Annotated in this window: 14 protein-coding genes; all 14 read right to left on the bottom strand. The window is 56.9% G+C overall.

Annotated elements, in window-relative coordinates; translation table 11 throughout:
- Positions 1-73: 73 nt before the first annotated feature.
- Positions 74-1,048: a hypothetical protein gene (locus tag AC14IB_RS02980; RefSeq protein WP_484230481.1), complete on the bottom strand. Its 975-nt coding sequence runs from the start codon at positions 1,046-1,048 to the stop codon at positions 74-76.
- Positions 1,045-1,260 (bottom strand): hypothetical protein, encoded by a 216-nt coding sequence (locus AC14IB_RS02985; RefSeq protein WP_484230482.1) that lies wholly within the window; start codon positions 1,258-1,260, stop codon positions 1,045-1,047. Before AC14IB_RS02985 ends, AC14IB_RS02980 begins: the two co-directional genes overlap by 4 nt.
- Entirely contained in the window at positions 1,257-1,781 is a 525-nt protein-coding gene (locus tag AC14IB_RS02990) for a S26 family signal peptidase (protein ID WP_484230483.1), read from the bottom strand. The genes AC14IB_RS02985 and AC14IB_RS02990 overlap by 4 nt, the downstream gene beginning before the upstream one ends.
- Complete coding sequence (locus tag AC14IB_RS02995; RefSeq protein WP_484230484.1) at positions 1,778-2,242, bottom strand: DUF2840 domain-containing protein; 465 nt, start codon at positions 2,240-2,242, stop codon at positions 1,778-1,780. Before AC14IB_RS02995 ends, AC14IB_RS02990 begins: the two co-directional genes overlap by 4 nt.
- Positions 2,239-2,496 carry a chromosome partitioning protein ParB gene (locus AC14IB_RS03000; RefSeq protein ID WP_484230485.1) on the bottom strand — a complete coding sequence of 86 codons (258 nt, stop codon included), beginning with the start codon at positions 2,494-2,496 and terminating at the stop codon, positions 2,239-2,241. The genes AC14IB_RS02995 and AC14IB_RS03000 overlap by 4 nt, the downstream gene beginning before the upstream one ends.
- The gene (parA, locus tag AC14IB_RS03005) at positions 2,493-3,131 is read right to left on the bottom strand and encodes a ParA family partition ATPase (RefSeq protein WP_484230486.1); all 639 of its coding nucleotides are present in this window, start codon (positions 3,129-3,131) and stop codon (positions 2,493-2,495) included. The genes AC14IB_RS03000 and parA overlap by 4 nt, the downstream gene beginning before the upstream one ends.
- A gap of 221 nt (positions 3,132-3,352) precedes the next feature.
- Complete coding sequence (locus tag AC14IB_RS03010) at positions 3,353-4,219, bottom strand: replication initiator protein A (RefSeq protein WP_484230487.1); 867 nt, start codon at positions 4,217-4,219, stop codon at positions 3,353-3,355.
- A gap of 10 nt (positions 4,220-4,229) precedes the next feature.
- On the bottom strand, positions 4,230-4,484 hold the full coding sequence (locus AC14IB_RS03015; protein ID WP_484230488.1) for a helix-turn-helix transcriptional regulator: 255 nt from the start codon (positions 4,482-4,484) through the stop codon (positions 4,230-4,232).
- Between the two features lie 163 nt (positions 4,485-4,647).
- Entirely contained in the window at positions 4,648-5,154 is a 507-nt protein-coding gene (gene radC, locus AC14IB_RS03020) for a RadC family protein (RefSeq protein ID WP_484230489.1), read from the bottom strand.
- Between the two features lie 362 nt (positions 5,155-5,516).
- Positions 5,517-8,132: an AAA family ATPase gene (locus tag AC14IB_RS03025; RefSeq protein ID WP_484230490.1), complete on the bottom strand. Its 2,616-nt coding sequence runs from the start codon at positions 8,130-8,132 to the stop codon at positions 5,517-5,519.
- 72 nt (positions 8,133-8,204) lie between these two features.
- Positions 8,205-11,246 (bottom strand): type I restriction endonuclease subunit R, encoded by a 3,042-nt coding sequence (locus tag AC14IB_RS03030; protein ID WP_484230491.1) that lies wholly within the window; start codon positions 11,244-11,246, stop codon positions 8,205-8,207.
- 35 nt (positions 11,247-11,281) lie between these two features.
- Entirely contained in the window at positions 11,282-11,884 is a 603-nt protein-coding gene (locus AC14IB_RS03035) for a hypothetical protein (protein ID WP_484230492.1), read from the bottom strand.
- A 4-nt stretch (positions 11,885-11,888) separates the two neighbouring features.
- Positions 11,889-12,623 carry a restriction endonuclease subunit S gene (locus AC14IB_RS03040; protein ID WP_484230493.1) on the bottom strand — a complete coding sequence of 245 codons (735 nt, stop codon included), beginning with the start codon at positions 12,621-12,623 and terminating at the stop codon, positions 11,889-11,891.
- Entirely contained in the window at positions 12,623-14,860 is a 2,238-nt protein-coding gene (locus AC14IB_RS03045) for a type I restriction-modification system subunit M (protein WP_484230494.1), read from the bottom strand. The genes AC14IB_RS03040 and AC14IB_RS03045 overlap by 1 nt, the downstream gene beginning before the upstream one ends.
- Between the last annotated feature and the right edge of the window lie 56 nt (positions 14,861-14,916).

Consider the following 14,916-nt stretch of genomic DNA (forward strand, 5'->3'; position numbering starts at 1 on the left):
AAGCTCAGATTATCAGTCCATGGAGTTTCTGTCACTTGATCATCAAGCTTCACACGCAACCAATAAGCCTGACTCAAACCTCAAGTTCACGGCTCTTCGTTCTGACAATATCTTTTGCCATGCCAACAGACTTCAGGGCTTTTTCCAGACTTGGCTGCATCTGCCAGCCTCGCCCAACCACTGTCGTTGTTAACCCCATCCCTTCTAGATACTGCAATCTTCCCACCAGCAGATTGCGATACCTCGGATCTCGGCACTGCTCATGCAGCTGCCTCAGTGTCACCTGACCATCCTTCGCCAACCGCTGTAGCGACCGATCCAGCGCCGTCCATCCTGGCCGCTGAACCTCCCGCTGCTGACTCTGCAGAATCTCTAGCTCAGTGCGTGGCCCCAGCCACTCCGTAGCCAGCTCACTGGCCCGCTGCCGCATACCCGTGCCGATGTACTCCCGCGCAATCACTAGATCATGGCCATCCGCCTGCCGACCTCGCAGCACGATATGCGTATGCGGATTGTCGGTATCCCAATGATCCACCGCCACCCAATCCAGCCTCGAACCTAGGTCAGCCTCAACCCGCGTCATAAGGTCACGCGTGAAGTGCTTCAGGTCTTCAATCTGCACCGCATCCTCAGTCGAAACAATGAACCGAAACTGATGCCGGTCATCACTCACGCACTCATCGAATGCGCCCATATCAGCGTCGTCGGTAGTCGGCCCATAAGCTTTTCCCGGCTCACCATCCGGCCCCACGCCTTCGCGCTCGATGTAACGCAAATGTGTGATCGTGGATCGGCTACCGGCTTTCCTCAGATTTACAAGCCGTGTCTTGATCACGACTCGCCTCGCCTTGCGGTCAAACACCTTCCCAGCCACTCGCGCAGCCACCTGCCCTCGCCCCAACGATGCACCTGTTCGCGATGCCGGCCGGTTAAGCGAACGGCCACTGGCCTTGCTCGCCTCGCGTATCACCTGGCTGACAAAGCGCTGATGTCGTCCCTTGGGCGCAGCCGGCCGGATGTCCAAGCCATCCTCATCGCGCCGACTCATGGCGCACACTCCAGCGCATGGCGGCGTATGCTGGTGTAGGCGGCACGCCTATAAGCCAGCAGCGGCAATGCTTTCAGCTTCAACACGGCACGCACCCGGCCCCATCCGGTGCTGCCTGTAATGCTGATGGCGGAGGGCTCAAGGCACGCTAGCGTGCCGTCCCCTTTTATCTTGCCCTCCGCTTTTACCGCTCGCATTCGCTCGCTCATCATGGCTCATCTCCCGACTGAGCCCAGGTCCACAAGGCGCGAGCACGGCCGATCACCCGATCCGTGGTGATCGGCCCGAAGTAGCGACTGTCGAACGAGGCGTCACTGGTTTCGCTCAGCAAAAACAGTTCGCCCGCACTCAATCGACGGCATTCCTGCCAGTGTGGCAGTCGCCGACCTTGCGCATCGGCTGCACGCTGAACAGCAGCAAGTCGACCATCAATCAGCACACGACCTGCACGCACGCAAACCAATTGCGGTGCAGTCGCGGCGATGCGTTTGAGCAGCGGAATGTACATCGGCAGATAGCGTCGTTGCGCTGCCAGTTCGGCAACAGCCGACGGCAAGCGCACCAGCACATGCTCACCGACCTGCAAGCGATCTGGCGCTGCCAGTGCATACCAACCCTGTGGCGCACTGACACTCGGGTTGTAGATCACGCACGATGGCAGCGACACCGTCAGCGCCACACCGAGTGCGGTAACAGCCAACGAGAGGCTGGCGATAATGAGTCGTTGGCTCATCGCACAGCCTCCCGCGCGCAGAACGCAGCATGTCGTTCAGGCGTGTAGGCCGGCGGCGGCATATGAGCCGCCAATCGGTTGTGAACCATGCGCCAGTAATCCGGCGGCACACGCGACGGATCGTGGCCTTGCGCCTCCAGGTCATCAATCAGTCCCAGCGCCTGCATCACGCGCTGCTGGCTGGAGACACGCAGTAATATCTGCGCACCGGGTTGCACGCCTGTGACAACCTGAACAGTCTCGCCAGCGCTCGCCGTTTGCAGCACACGCAGTACCCAACGCGTCGTGCCATAGCGATTGGCTTGCCACTCGATGCGACACAGCACCGCACCCGGCGCGAAGTCGGCAAAACGGCGTTGGCCATCCTGCAGATGCTCAGCCATCGGATGCCCGAAGCGCAGCCAGATGTTCACGCGATCCGGAATGAAGATCAGCGAGACGCGCGTCAGCAGCGTGCTCATGGCTGATCCTCCGGAAAATGCTGCTCCAGCAACTCGCGCAGCACATCGGTGACGGTGCGCCCCCGCTTGAACGCCGCAACCTTGATTCGCGATCGCATCTCTGGCGTGACATCGAGCGTCATGCGGGCGGTGTAGATATCGGCTTTGACGGGCTCGGCCGATGGCAGAGGTGCAGCCTCGCCCTGCCGTACCCAAGCCTCCAGCGATGGGTCAGCAGACGGCCGCTGACCGAAGGGCATGCGTCGGCTGCTCATGACGACCTCCCGAGTAGCTCCTGCGCCAGCAAGCGAATCTCGATGGCTGCCCTGCCCTCAGGCTCCAATTCGCTCGCTAACGCGCCAGAAGCGACGCTATCGGCAAAGACGATGCGCTGCCGCACCTCGGCCGCGAGAGTCGCTATGAGCTGCTCAGAGAGCGCCTGACGCACCTCGCGACCAATCACCGTGGCACCCACGCGGCGATTGATCACAAACGCGGCCTGCAAGGCTGGCTTGAAGATCATCGCCTCACGAATCAGCCCCACCATCTCGGCACTGGCCCAGATGTCGTAGGGGCTGGGTTGTACCGGCACCAGCACGACATCGCTGGCCAGCAGCGCAGAGCGCGCCAAGGCCGCCACACGCGGCGGGCCGTCGATGATGATGTGATCGACACCTCGCGCCATCGCTGGCGCTTCCTGATGCAGCGTCTCGCGCGCCAGGCCAATGACCGAGAACAATCGCGGATAACCGCTTTGTGCTCGTCGCTGTGACCAGTCCAAAGCCGAGCCTTGCGGGTCGGCATCAATCAGCAAAACCGACTGGCCGGCTTGCGCTAGTTCACCGGCCAGGTGGGTCGCCAAGGTGGTTTTGCCGACCCCGCCTTTCTGGTTTAACAGAGAAATAATCATGCTCGCCACCTCGCTTTTGCAGTGACTTGTCCACAGCAGGGCTTTTCCCCTACTACAGTTATTCTTTTATAGTTATATAAGTTAAGGGGCGCTGAGACGCAGACGGCACAAGGGCTGCAGCCCGAGTTGCGCGCCTGATAGCACGAGTCATTTGCGCCTGATAGCACGAGCCTGGCTGCGCCTGATAGCACGATAGTGATCACAGGTTATCCTCCGTTTTATCATCCGACAGAGCACGCTGGAGCACCCGGCTCCGCATGCGCTTGGAAGGTCAAAGTTTCGTGTCCGTCCGCCCGCAAACGCACACCCAATCGGTAGCCAGGCAAGACCTGCCGAGCCACGATGCGGCGAATATCGATAGCAAAATCCGAGTAGCGAGCCATCGAGCCCGACTTGAGATAGAGATGCTGGAAAGCGAAATGCCAGCCGCCCTTCTGGCGACCGCCATGCTTGCGCACCAGCCGATACAGCCAGCGCTCGATGCCACCACCCAGTCGAAAATAGGCCGGGTCTATCGTTAGCACTAGTGCCTCTTCCAGCACGCCGGCATAGAACCAATCCGGCAGGACCAGCTCCAAACCCAACGGCTTGCCATCACTGCCGGCCAGCTCCTTCCACTCATTGATCCACGAGAAGCGATGCAGCCGTCGCCCGGTTGTCTCGCGGATCGATGTGGCTACACTGGTGGACTGCAAGCGGTCGAGTGCTGCTTTCAGGCGCTGGTAATCGCGGAGGGAAGTACCTCGCCCGATAAAGGTCAGAATTTCGTAAGGCGTGGCCTGCATAAGTCGTGAAGTGCGCAGGCCGAGATCGCGCGCCTCGACAATCTGGCTCGCCGCCCAGATCAGGATATCGGCATCCCAGATCGTCGCCAGGCCATGCTCCAGCGTGCCCTCAACGCGCACACGCACAGCACCCGATTGAAAGTCGATGGGCTGCACGCGCCGTGACTTGCCCAAAGCAAAGAACGGATACGCCATCAGATCCTGCGCATCGCGCGGAGCCATCACCGGCGGCAGCGCCCGAAACAGCTCCAGCTGGGGCTCGCCAGTAGGCGCAGCGTTTGACTTGCTTCTGGATAACTTCATGGCAAGCCCCTCACTGTACCGGGTGTGGCTTGCCGTAATCCGGATCGAAAGTCGCCTCGAAGCTGCGGGCATCGGCCCAGCAGATCAGATCATCCAATGCGTAGATCACACGCCGCCCGACTTTGCGAAAGCGTGGGCCGTCACCGAGCATGCGACGCTTCTCCAGCGTGCGCGGCGACAGCCGAAGAAAGGCCGCCGCCTCGGCGTTGTTCAGGAAGCGGGCGACATCCAGAGGAATAGTGAGCCTAGGGGTATTCGCAGACATTCAAGAGCGCTCCAGTACAGTGGTGACGCTCTCGACATTACCCAGCCATTCGGCATGCCTGTGTTGGCTTGATGCTGGTATTGAGTGAGCCAGACCCATAGGGCCAGCGATTCATGCGCGCACGGCAATAGCCGAAGCAAAAAGGGGGCAAAGCCCCCTAGGGCTAAATGAGCCCTCTCTCCGCAAACGACACCGACGTGAAGCCACCGACCACGATGTGGTCGAGCACCCTAACCTCCACCAGCGCCAAGGCATCCTGCAGGCGCTTGGTGATGTGGCGATCAGCGTCACTTGGCTCCGGGTGTCCGGAGGGATGGTTGTGCGACAGAATGATTGCTCCTGCGTTCAGCGTCAGCGCCTCTTTAACGACTTCGCGCGGATGCACGCTGGCACTATCAAGCGTGCCTCGGAACATCTCGCGGTAGGCGATCAGCCGGTGTTGATTGTCGAGAAACATCGCGGCGAAGACTTCGTGCTCCAGCCCTGCCAGCTTCACCTGCAGGTAGTCCTTGACCGCCCCCGGCGAGATGAACTGGCCATCTCGCAGCAGCTTGTGATCGATGACCCGACGAGCAGCTTCGAGGATGACCTCGATGGATGCCGGGGCATACTGGCCATTAGCGTCACGCACGAGGAGTGTATTTTCTGAAACGACAGTGAAATGCGACATGGTCTTTCTCCGATCTGCGGGCGGATTTGCCCGAGACCGGCGGAACACATCGCAGCGCAGCAGTCAGGGATCGCAGACGGCACCGCCGCGAGCATGCGGAGCACGCGCAGTCCTTGACGGCGAGAACGGTGTGGTACGGTGAAGGGATCAGCAAGGCCGACCCACTAACCTGTACTCAACCACAGATTTGAACGAAGGCACGGATGTGCTTTTAATTTTTCTACAAAATATCCACTGCCTGTAAAACCAGCTCCATGTCAGCAAACACCAACCAACTGTAGAGATTGGATTGCCTCAGCTCCTAATCGCCGAAATCAAAAAATTCCATCGTAGATGGTTGCGCCATCGAGTTAGCGGTTATATCAACCTCTGCGTCTGCGGATTTCCTGGAACAGCAAATTTACCGCTTCTATGTCCTGCAGTAGCTCGGTTGGTTGCGTTACCGCTCGTTGCTGACCAGCAGCATGAGAATGCGCTCGAACATTCCGACAACACTTATCGTGTAAGCGCTGAACTTCACGGTACTCCGCGTCCTCCACAATCATCACACCTGCGAGTCGGCCGACTGAGATGCCATCCCGGAATCGCACGACGGTCTCATTGAGAATCGTGTCCTCGATTCCGACCTCAATCGTCACCCGGAGGTCGTCATAGGCGTTGCGAATCGCAAGTCGCTCTTCATCCCCTGGCGGGTTGTTGAAGCTGGCAGCGATTTGCTGGTGATAGGCGCGATGTTGCGCAATGCGGTCGCGGTGTCGCCGCATGTCATAAGGCAATCCTGCGTCGATGTATCCGGGGCCTTCGGCGCGATAGCTGATCGACTTCACGCTAGGCGCTTGTCCAGCATCACCGCAAAGCGTGATCAGTTCACCGAAGAAAACCGCATCATGGGTGAAGACAATAACTTGCCGGACAGCGGACTCCTCGACAATTCTTCGTGCTACGGCCGTTCGATGGCTGTGGTCGAGACTAGAGACCGGATCGTCGAACACAATCCCGGAACAAGATCCCGACTGATGGAGTTCCGCGAAGAAGTACGCAAGCGCGCACATGCGCTGCTCAGCCTCGCTGAGTACGAGGTGCGGATCGAGCCGACTATCGGGAAGGAGAATGCCGAGACGTACCGATCCCGCGTCGCCGGTTGAGCTGACCCCAGCGCGAATATGGAAGAGATCAAGCCTCCTGAGCTCATCGTTCATCCTGTTGGCCAGCGCCTCACTGATGTATGTCTTAGCAAGCTGACCTGCGAATAGGGTGATCGAGCGCGTGTTGCCGACATCCTCAAGGCAGTTCTGAAGTCTCACCTTGTGGCCGAGATTACCGACCACCTGGGCAATGCTGTCGACGTGCTCCGACAGCAGGCGACGCGAGTCTAGCTCCTTCAGGCGAAGCCGCTTGGCCGCCAAGGCTACAGCGTCGATATTTGTGCGCAAGGCAGTCGCCTCGGCGCGCAAGCTGTCCGCGATCTGGAGCATCGTAGCGGTCGGATTCGCGCCACGGTACATCGGCATGCCCTGCCATTCCCCGTTCGCCACAGCAGCTCTGAGCCACTGAAGACGGGAGAGCAGGTCTTCTTGGAATATCCGAATAGCGTCCGGCAGCGTCTCAATGCGCCCGCGCAGGCTCTCGGACATGACCTGGGAAACAGTAAATGTGACCGTCGCCAACCCAACTTCGCGTACGAGCTGCTGCCAGGAGCTGCGCGCGGCCTGTGCGGCTTCGGACGCCGTGTCACGGACATAGCGATCGAAGCGCCGCAAACGATCCGTCGCCGCAGGCGTAAGCTCCTGCTGGCACAGTACGCATTGTGCGCCTTCGTCGGTAACCGGGAAGGCTTTTTCTGGATACGCCGCGCCGGTCGAATACGCGCGCGCGGCATTGAACAGGAGCGCCCAAGAACCTTGGCCTGTGCCGGGGAGCAGCGGCGTGGCATCTTCGGCCTGCAGCAGCGTCGACGCGGTCCTCTCGGCAGCCTCAGCGTCCAACAGCTTTCGATGCACCGACCTTATGGCATCAATCGCTTCGTCGGACACAATGCGAGCGGCGGTACTAATGGTGTTGACCAATTCGTCGACCTTAGTCGCGGCATTGTCCAGCAGCGCCGCCTTGGCTGTGGGATCAGCTTCGCTGATCTCCTGGGGCAGGCGTGCAAGCTCTGCTTGCTCGTCTGCGGTAAGCACGGCAAGTGCGCGCACCCGCGCCAGATCGGTTGTGGCGCTGATTGGATGCACAGCTCGGCCTGCATCGGTATCAGCAGGAATAACTTTGAACGGCGTAACATCCACCGCAAGCCCAGTGATTTCGGCCTGAATCAGTGGACGTAGCGCCTGACTGAGGCCGTTGGCCAGCTGCTGAAGATAGGTCAAAGCAATGGGCTGGAAAGAGGCCGCTTCCCTCGCCTGAAGGTAGTGGCGGGCGCAGTCACCGTCGAAGACGGAAATGCCCCGGAGCTCTCGCCGAGAAACGTGGCCGCGCTCACCGCTCCATAGCGCCTGCTCCGGGTCGCCGCTCAACTCGAAAGCAATAGTGGCGCTCGGCGTGAGCTGCGAGAAGTTCGGGTCGTAGGCATTGGCATAGACGGTGCCGGGACTCCTGGCACGACAGGCCTGCTTCAGCACACGCGCATAACCAGACTTGCCTGTGCCATTCCCGCCATACACGATAGTGAGGCCCTGAGACTGGAACTCCAAAATCTGATCGCTAGGAATTTTCCCGACATTGACCAGCGTATGTATGGATGTAAGAACCACAGTCGCGCCTTGGTTCGCTTCGGCCGGAAAATGATCCTCAGAGAGCAGATTCGGTTGCGGCGCAGGGTCTAGTGCACTGCAGATCCCATGGTGTTGCTTGGCAAGATCCAGTATCTCGACAAGATCAGCAGCATCCCATTCACCTTGAACGCACAGACGCCTCAGTGCGTCCTGTCGCCACAACGGTAGTCTTCTTGCCCACGACAGTACTTCCTCATAAATCGCCATGTCCCTACCTCCTTACTCCTTGGAAATTAAGTCTAATACATAGATCTGAACGAATGACTCAACGTAAACCCTTCACACATTTGTCTTACCTGATGTTCGGATTTGCTGATACACAGCACGCATCAGGTGGCTCGCCGCAACACTCCTAAACGACTCATCGTTCATCAGACGTACAAAGATTTCTTCGTTGCCGTCCATACGCTCGATAAAAAGGTTCTCAAGCTGCTTGTTGAATACCGGTTCGAAGTTTTCGATGCTGTTGGCCATGACGGCCTGTTGCAACTGTTCATTGGCTACAGCGGTTTCACGGACTTGATCGAAGAAGAGCTGATCGGCCGGAGTGAACTCTGTGCCGAAGCGCTCATTGAGCTTACCAACCAAGGTCGAAAGCTGCACTTCTTCATCGGCTTGGCCCGTGCCTACATCCGTCGGGCCTTTTAGTGCATCCGCTTCACCCGCCTTCAGATCAATTGCTCCCTCACTGATTTTTTGTAGCCGGTAGTACTTGAGCTCGACCTCATCGTCGACTTGCACCGTCCGGCTGTCCGTGGTGCGCGGTAGCTTGGTCAGCAGGAAGCGCGCATAGGTATACAGCTTCTCGTGATCGGAGTCTTGGTAAGGCACGATCTGGGAAACAAAGCCGTACAGATTGCGGAAGCTAACCAGCTGCCCCTTAAACAAGTTCTGGTCTTCTTCCCCGAGCTTCTTGAATCGCTCAATCGCCAGATCGAGCAGACCATTCAATTTCTTGTGCTCGCCACCAGTGGGGTTCAGTCGGTTACGGAACCAGATTTCGCACCAAGCGCTAACCTCTGCCTCGGTGTAAATTTTCCAACCAGCCAGCGTATGTGCCAGCGTGTTGAGCTGTTGTGGATCGGTGTCATCGCCTTTGTCCGTTGTCTCGTAATAGGGCTTGAAGGCTGTGTAAATGTCCGCTGGCTCGTTGACAAAATCGAGCACGAAGGTATCAGTCTTGCCTCGTGTAGTGCGATTCAGGCGCGATAGAGTCTGTACCGCCTGGATGCCGGATAGACGCTTGTCGACATACATGCTGTGCAACAGCGGCTGGTCAAAGCCCGTCTGGTACTTCTCAGCCACCAACAAGACTTGGTATTCCTCGGTGTTGAACTTCTCAGGCAGCTCGGACTCCTTGATGCCGTTGTTCATGTTCACTTCAGTGAATTTCTTGTCGGCGAACTCCTTGAGCGTGATCTCGCCCGAAAAAGCCACCAGCGATTTCACGTCGGTGTAGCCCTTGTCTTTGATGTACTTGTCGAAGCCCAGCTTGTAACGCACCGCGTGTTCGCGTGACCCTGTCACCACCATCGCTTTGGCCCGGCCGCCAATCTTGTGGCGGGTATGGGTACGAAAGTGTTCAACAATCACTTCGACCTTCTGCGCAATTTCGTAGTCGTGGAATTCAACGAATCGCGCGAGTGCGCGGGCGGCCTTGCGGCGTGGCACCTCGGGGTCAGCCTCCACCTTCTGGATCAGCTTGTAGTAACGCTTGTAGCAGGTGTAGTGCGCCAGCACGTCGTAAATGAAGCCTTCTTCGATGGCTTGGCGCATGCTGTAGTGGTGGAAAGGCACCTTGCCATCGGGGCCGGGCTCGTTGAAAACAGCCAGGGTCTTGAACTTGGGCGTTGCGGTGAAGGCAAAGAAACTCAAATTGGGTTGTTTTGCGCGCTTGAGTTGTTCGCGCAACAGCTCCGTCTTCGCGTCCTCGCTCAGGGCATCGTCGTCCATGTCCAGCAACTGCTCGGCAATGGCGGATTCAATGCCGTCTTTGTTCAAGATCTTGCGCAACTCCATCGCAGTTTCACCGCTTTGCGAACTGTGCGCCTCGTCCACAATCACCGCGAAACGCTTGCCCGCTGTCGAGATGGCCACACCCTTGCCATTGGCCTCCATCGTGCGGATGGCCTGCGTGATAAAGGGAAATTTCTGAATGGTGGAAATGATGATCGGTACGCCATCAGCTAGCGACTTCGCCAGTTGCTGCGTGTTTTCGTCGATCTTCTGCACCACTCCCAGCTTGTGCTCAAACTGGAAGATCGTGTCTTGCAGCTGTTGATCCAGCACGCGACGGTCGGTGATCACCACCACTGAATGAAAAATCTTTTCGTTGTTGGCGTCGTGCAGGCTAGAGAGCCGGTGAGCCAGCCAAGCAATCGAATTCGATTTACCCGAACCAGCGGAATGCTGGATCAAGTAGTTGTGCCCTGAACCATTTGATTGTGCGTGGTCGGTCAGTGCCCGAACCGCATCCAGCTGGTGGTAGCGCGGGAAGATCATCGACTCCTTGCGGTGGCGCTTGATGCCCTTGTCGGTGACGACGGTCTTTTCCTCGACATCCAAATGGATGAAACGGGCCAAGATGTCCATCAGGCTGTCACGGGTCAGCACTTTGTGCCACAGGTAGGTAGTGCGCACATCGCACGCGGCAGGCGGGTTGCCCGCGCCGTGGCCATGCCCCAGATTGAAGGGCAGGAAGAATGTGTCTTTGCCTTCCAGCTTGGTAGTCATGAACACCAGCTCGGTATCCACGGCAAAATGCACCAGGCAACGCTGCTTGAAAGCAAACAACAATTCCTTGGGGTCACGCTCAAATCGATATTGGTATTTGGCGTTCTCCACGTTCCATCGCGTAGCCGACATCGGGTTCTTCAGCTCCAGCGTGGCCACGGGCAAGCCGTTCACCGCCAACACCACATCGGGGATGGCCCCGCTCTTGGTGTTGACCTGCCGCACGATGGTCAAGCGGTTGTCGTCGTAACGTTCAGTACTCGCGGGGTCTAGCCCGGTGTTGGGCGCAAAGTAGGCCAGCCGCACCGTCTTGCCCACGCACTTGAATCCCTCGCGCAAGATCGCCAGGGCGCCTTTGGCAGCAAGCTCCTTCACCAAGCTGTCCAGCAGCATCGCGGGCGCTTTGGCGGCGTCTAGCTGGGTCAGGCGCATCCATATCTTGGGTTGCGTCTTTTGCACAAAGGCAACGACATCTGCCGGAAACAGTGCCGCTTCCGGGTCGTAGGTGTTGGGATCACCTTTTTCGTAGCCACCACTGCTGATCAGTGCGTGCTCGATGTCGTTTTCGAAGTCGATTTCTTTGTGCATCTTTCTCACCCTTTAAATACGTCGGATTCGGCCTGTTAGCGAATCACCTCAATATTGCTGTTGTCCAAATCCGCAAGCGCCATGCCATTGAGGTCGGCATAGCGGTAGTGGCGTATCGTGTGATCGCGCTGCAGGTACTTTCCTTCCGCATCCAGATACGGCGTCGGGTCGGGATGGTTGCTCAGTACATACTTCGTCGCGTGAATAGCGCTGCGCTTAGTGGTGTACGCATTGATGGTGGCGTGCAGCGCCTTGAGCCAATCCACACTGGCTTTTAACTGATCTGGTACGTCGTGCGGGATGCTCTCTGACTTGAACTCAAGGCAGTACACATACAGCTTGCCTTTGCGCAGGTTGAACACTACGAAGTCACAGCGCTTAGACCAGGGTTTGGCGGTATCGTCCAGAAAATGAAACAGCGGCAGCGATGAGCCGTTCTTCTTGGTGTCCAGCTTGATCACCAAGGTTTCGCCGGTGGTCTGCAAGCTCACCTTGTACTCAATGGGTTTGTTGCCACTTTGGCCGAATACCTTCTCTCTCAACACGACCTCACCGTTACTTGCCTGGGGCTCGCCGTAATGGTTGGTATTGAGATAGGACTTTAGGCAATTGAAGTAGCCTTGTGCATTCAGCGCCATTTTCTCATTTCTCAAAAACACCTTGCGGTATTGGCACTGTCCGAACGTCAATTTGTCCAGTTACTGCATTTGTGATCATCGCAGAACGATATTCCTGAAGTAGAAAAACCATACTCTTCTTTTTGGAATTTTTTTCGACTTCAACAGAGCCGCCCATCGAGAGAATTAGGGCATCTATTTGCGCGATTTTGAAATCGAGAAAGCGAGCGATTATGGCTTGCTCATCGATTGGGGGTTCAACTGCTTCAATCCGGACAAGATCGCTAGCGTTAATCGCTGGGTAACTAACGCCAACAGAGTTGGCGACCACTTCACCTACAAATCCATTTGATTGCAGCAAATATCCAGCAAATCCAGAGTGAAGCGTCTCTTTGGGTCGAATAACTGCAAATCCAGTTGAGACAACCATATTTTCTGGTGGGGTCGAAATCGGCGCAATCGCTTTGAGATAAGTTCTCACCGTGGAGACGATGATGTCGCCATGCTTTACTTTTCGTCGCGCTCGCGATGGCGCCTTCTCAAACAGAATCGTTTCTGATTTTTCAATCCCTCCCGCCAATGTGACACTAGAAATATCTACGTAATCGATTTCGAAATCAGGATCTGTCCTCTCGTCCAAGGTGTCGTCGTTATACGTTGCTACGTTCTTAATCCGCTTAATTGACCAATGCTCAGGTATTTCTTTTAGCCATGGGCAATCGGTAGTCTTGTATTTTTCGTACGGTTTGTAGTCCATCATCACAGCACCTCGCTCAGCATGGTCACAATCTCTTTTTCGAGCTGACTAATCTCCTCTGCGATTTCACTCAATGGCCTTGGTGGCTGGTAAACGTAGAAGTGCCGAGTGAGTGGGATTTCGTAGCCTACCTTGGTCTTGCTGTGGTCAATCCAAGCATCGTGGACGTGCGGCAGGACTGTGGCCTTTAGGTAGGCTTCGCAATGGTCTTTCACCAGCGCCAACAGCTTGTCATGGCCGGTCTCGTTGTCATAGCCGAGTGGCAGCGGTAAGGAAATGTCATTCGGCAGGGCGACGATTTCGGTATCGCGCAGATCGGCATCCGGCTCCGGGTTGTCTTTGGCGTCAAGGCAGATGTCTGCTTTGGGGTCGCGCTCAGACAGTGCCGCCAGGATGGCTTTCTTCACCGGCGCACCAACTTTGATGCCCGCCTTCTTCAGGGCGGCTTCGAGGACCGCCTCGAAAGCAGGGCGATTGCGGTACAGCACTTCACTGCTCATGCTTTGCAGGGTGGCCTTGATGGCTGCCTGCGTTTCTTGGCCTGCAGCGATTTCCGCGCGATAGGCTGCATCGTCCTTGCGCTTCTTGCTGCTCGCCAGATTGACGAAAGCGCTCTGGCCATCCAGCCTGGCGATCCGCTCCGCGCTGGCCTGAAAGTTCAAGCGTAGCGGGCGCTCAACGGTGATCTTCAGGAAGCCAAACTCGCGGTTCTCGAAGACCTTGCTGCAGACCCGGCGCTCGGCCTTACCATCCACCAGCACATCACTTTCGGCATCGTGGTCGTGCTCGGCGTACAGGCGCACCAGTTCCCTGATGTGGTCTTCCGAAAGCTCGTTGCGCTTGTTGCCAAGGCTCTTGTCCATCTTCTTGAAGTGGCGGGTGCCGTCGATCAACTGCACCAGGCCTTGGCGATGAGCGGGCTTCTTATTGGTGACGATCCAGACGTATGTATAGATGCCTGTGTTGTAGAACATCTGGTCTGGCAGTGCGACGACAGCATCAAGCATGTCGCGCTCAATGATCCAGCGCCGAATATTGCTCTCGCCTCCTCCCGGATCACCACTGAATAATGGAGAGCCATTGAACACGATGGCGATTTTGGAGCCGTCGCCACCAATATTTTTGCCATCGACGATATTGGGTGGTTGATGCATCTTGGAAATCATGTGCTGCAGAAATAGCAGCGACCCGTCCGTAATACGTGGCAGTCCGGCGCCGAAGCGTCCAGAGAAGCCCTGGTCTTCATACTCTTCACGCACGAAGTCTTCTTCCGGCTTCCACTCCACCCCAAAGGGCGGGTTGGCCAGCATGTAGTGGAATTTCTTGTCCGGGTGGCCGTCGTGCGGCACAAAGCCGTTAGTCTTGTTCTTCGCGTCCTTGATGCCCAGGGTGTCGCCATAGATCAGGTTGTTGATCGGCTCATCTTTGATCAGCAGGTCAGAGCAGCAGATAGCGTAGGACTCAGGGTTGTATTCCTGCCCAAACAGTTCGATATTCGCGTCCGGGTTCAGTCCGGATGTGAAACCGTCACCGCAGATGAACTTCTCTGATTCGGACAGCATGCCGCCGGTACCGGCGGTGGGGTCGTACACGCTGCGGTAGATACCCTTTTCGTAGATGCCGTCTTCGCCTGTGAACAGCAACTGCACCATCAGGCGAATGACTTCTCGCGGAGTGAAGTGATCGCCGGCCTCTTCGTTGGCTTGCTCGTTGAACTTGCGCACCAGCTCTTCGAACAGGTAGCCCATCTGCAGATTGGTGATGGCCTTTGGCGACAAGTTGATGTCTGCCGAGCAGAACTCCTTGATGATCAGGTACAGGCGATTGGCCTCGTCCAGCCTGGCGATCTCGGTTTCAAACTCGAACTTGTCGAAGATGTCGCGGGCGCGTGGTGAGAAGCCTTGGATGTAGGCGATCAGGTTGCCCGCGATGTTGGGTGCGTCACCTAGTAGCTTCTCAAACGTGAAACCGCTGGTGTTGAAAAGCTCCTGCTTGCGGTCAGTGGCTGCGATGCGTGACAGTGCCTTTTCCAGCGCTGGGCCAGAGATGCCTTTGTCTTCCAGCCGCTTTTTTTCGTCCAGTACCTTCTGCTTGTTTTCAGCCAGAACCAGATCGAAGCGGCGCAGAACAATCAGCGGCAGCATCACACGACGGTACTGTGGCGGACGGTAGGGGCCACGAAGCTTGTTGGCAATATTCCAGATGAAGCCAACTAGGTTTTGGTGTTGTGCGTTTTGCATGGGAAATCCTGAATACATTTCATCTAAATTTGATTGACTTCAATCTGCGTTACGTA

It is taken from the genome of Perlucidibaca sp. (assembly GCF_057084925.1).

Coding starts and splice junctions, on each gene's coding strand:
- AC14IB_RS02980 (WP_484230481.1), bottom strand. CDS start 1,048: ATGAGTCGGCGCGATGAGGATGGCTTGGACATCCGGCCGGCTGCGCCC.
- AC14IB_RS02985 (WP_484230482.1), bottom strand. CDS start 1,260: ATGATGAGCGAGCGAATGCGAGCGGTAAAAGCGGAGGGCAAGATAAAA.
- AC14IB_RS02990 (WP_484230483.1), bottom strand. CDS start 1,781: ATGAGCCAACGACTCATTATCGCCAGCCTCTCGTTGGCTGTTACCGCA.
- AC14IB_RS02995 (WP_484230484.1), bottom strand. CDS start 2,242: ATGAGCACGCTGCTGACGCGCGTCTCGCTGATCTTCATTCCGGATCGC.
- AC14IB_RS03000 (WP_484230485.1), bottom strand. CDS start 2,496: ATGAGCAGCCGACGCATGCCCTTCGGTCAGCGGCCGTCTGCTGACCCA.
- parA (WP_484230486.1), bottom strand. CDS start 3,131: ATGATTATTTCTCTGTTAAACCAGAAAGGCGGGGTCGGCAAAACCACC.
- AC14IB_RS03010 (WP_484230487.1), bottom strand. CDS start 4,219: ATGAAGTTATCCAGAAGCAAGTCAAACGCTGCGCCTACTGGCGAGCCC.
- AC14IB_RS03015 (WP_484230488.1), bottom strand. CDS start 4,484: ATGTCTGCGAATACCCCTAGGCTCACTATTCCTCTGGATGTCGCCCGC.
- radC (WP_484230489.1), bottom strand. CDS start 5,154: ATGTCGCATTTCACTGTCGTTTCAGAAAATACACTCCTCGTGCGTGAC.
- AC14IB_RS03025 (WP_484230490.1), bottom strand. CDS start 8,132: ATGGCGATTTATGAGGAAGTACTGTCGTGGGCAAGAAGACTACCGTTG.
- AC14IB_RS03030 (WP_484230491.1), bottom strand. CDS start 11,246: ATGCACAAAGAAATCGACTTCGAAAACGACATCGAGCACGCACTGATC.
- AC14IB_RS03035 (WP_484230492.1), bottom strand. CDS start 11,884: ATGGCGCTGAATGCACAAGGCTACTTCAATTGCCTAAAGTCCTATCTC.
- AC14IB_RS03040 (WP_484230493.1), bottom strand. CDS start 12,623: ATGATGGACTACAAACCGTACGAAAAATACAAGACTACCGATTGCCCA.
- AC14IB_RS03045 (WP_484230494.1), bottom strand. CDS start 14,860: ATGCAAAACGCACAACACCAAAACCTAGTTGGCTTCATCTGGAATATT.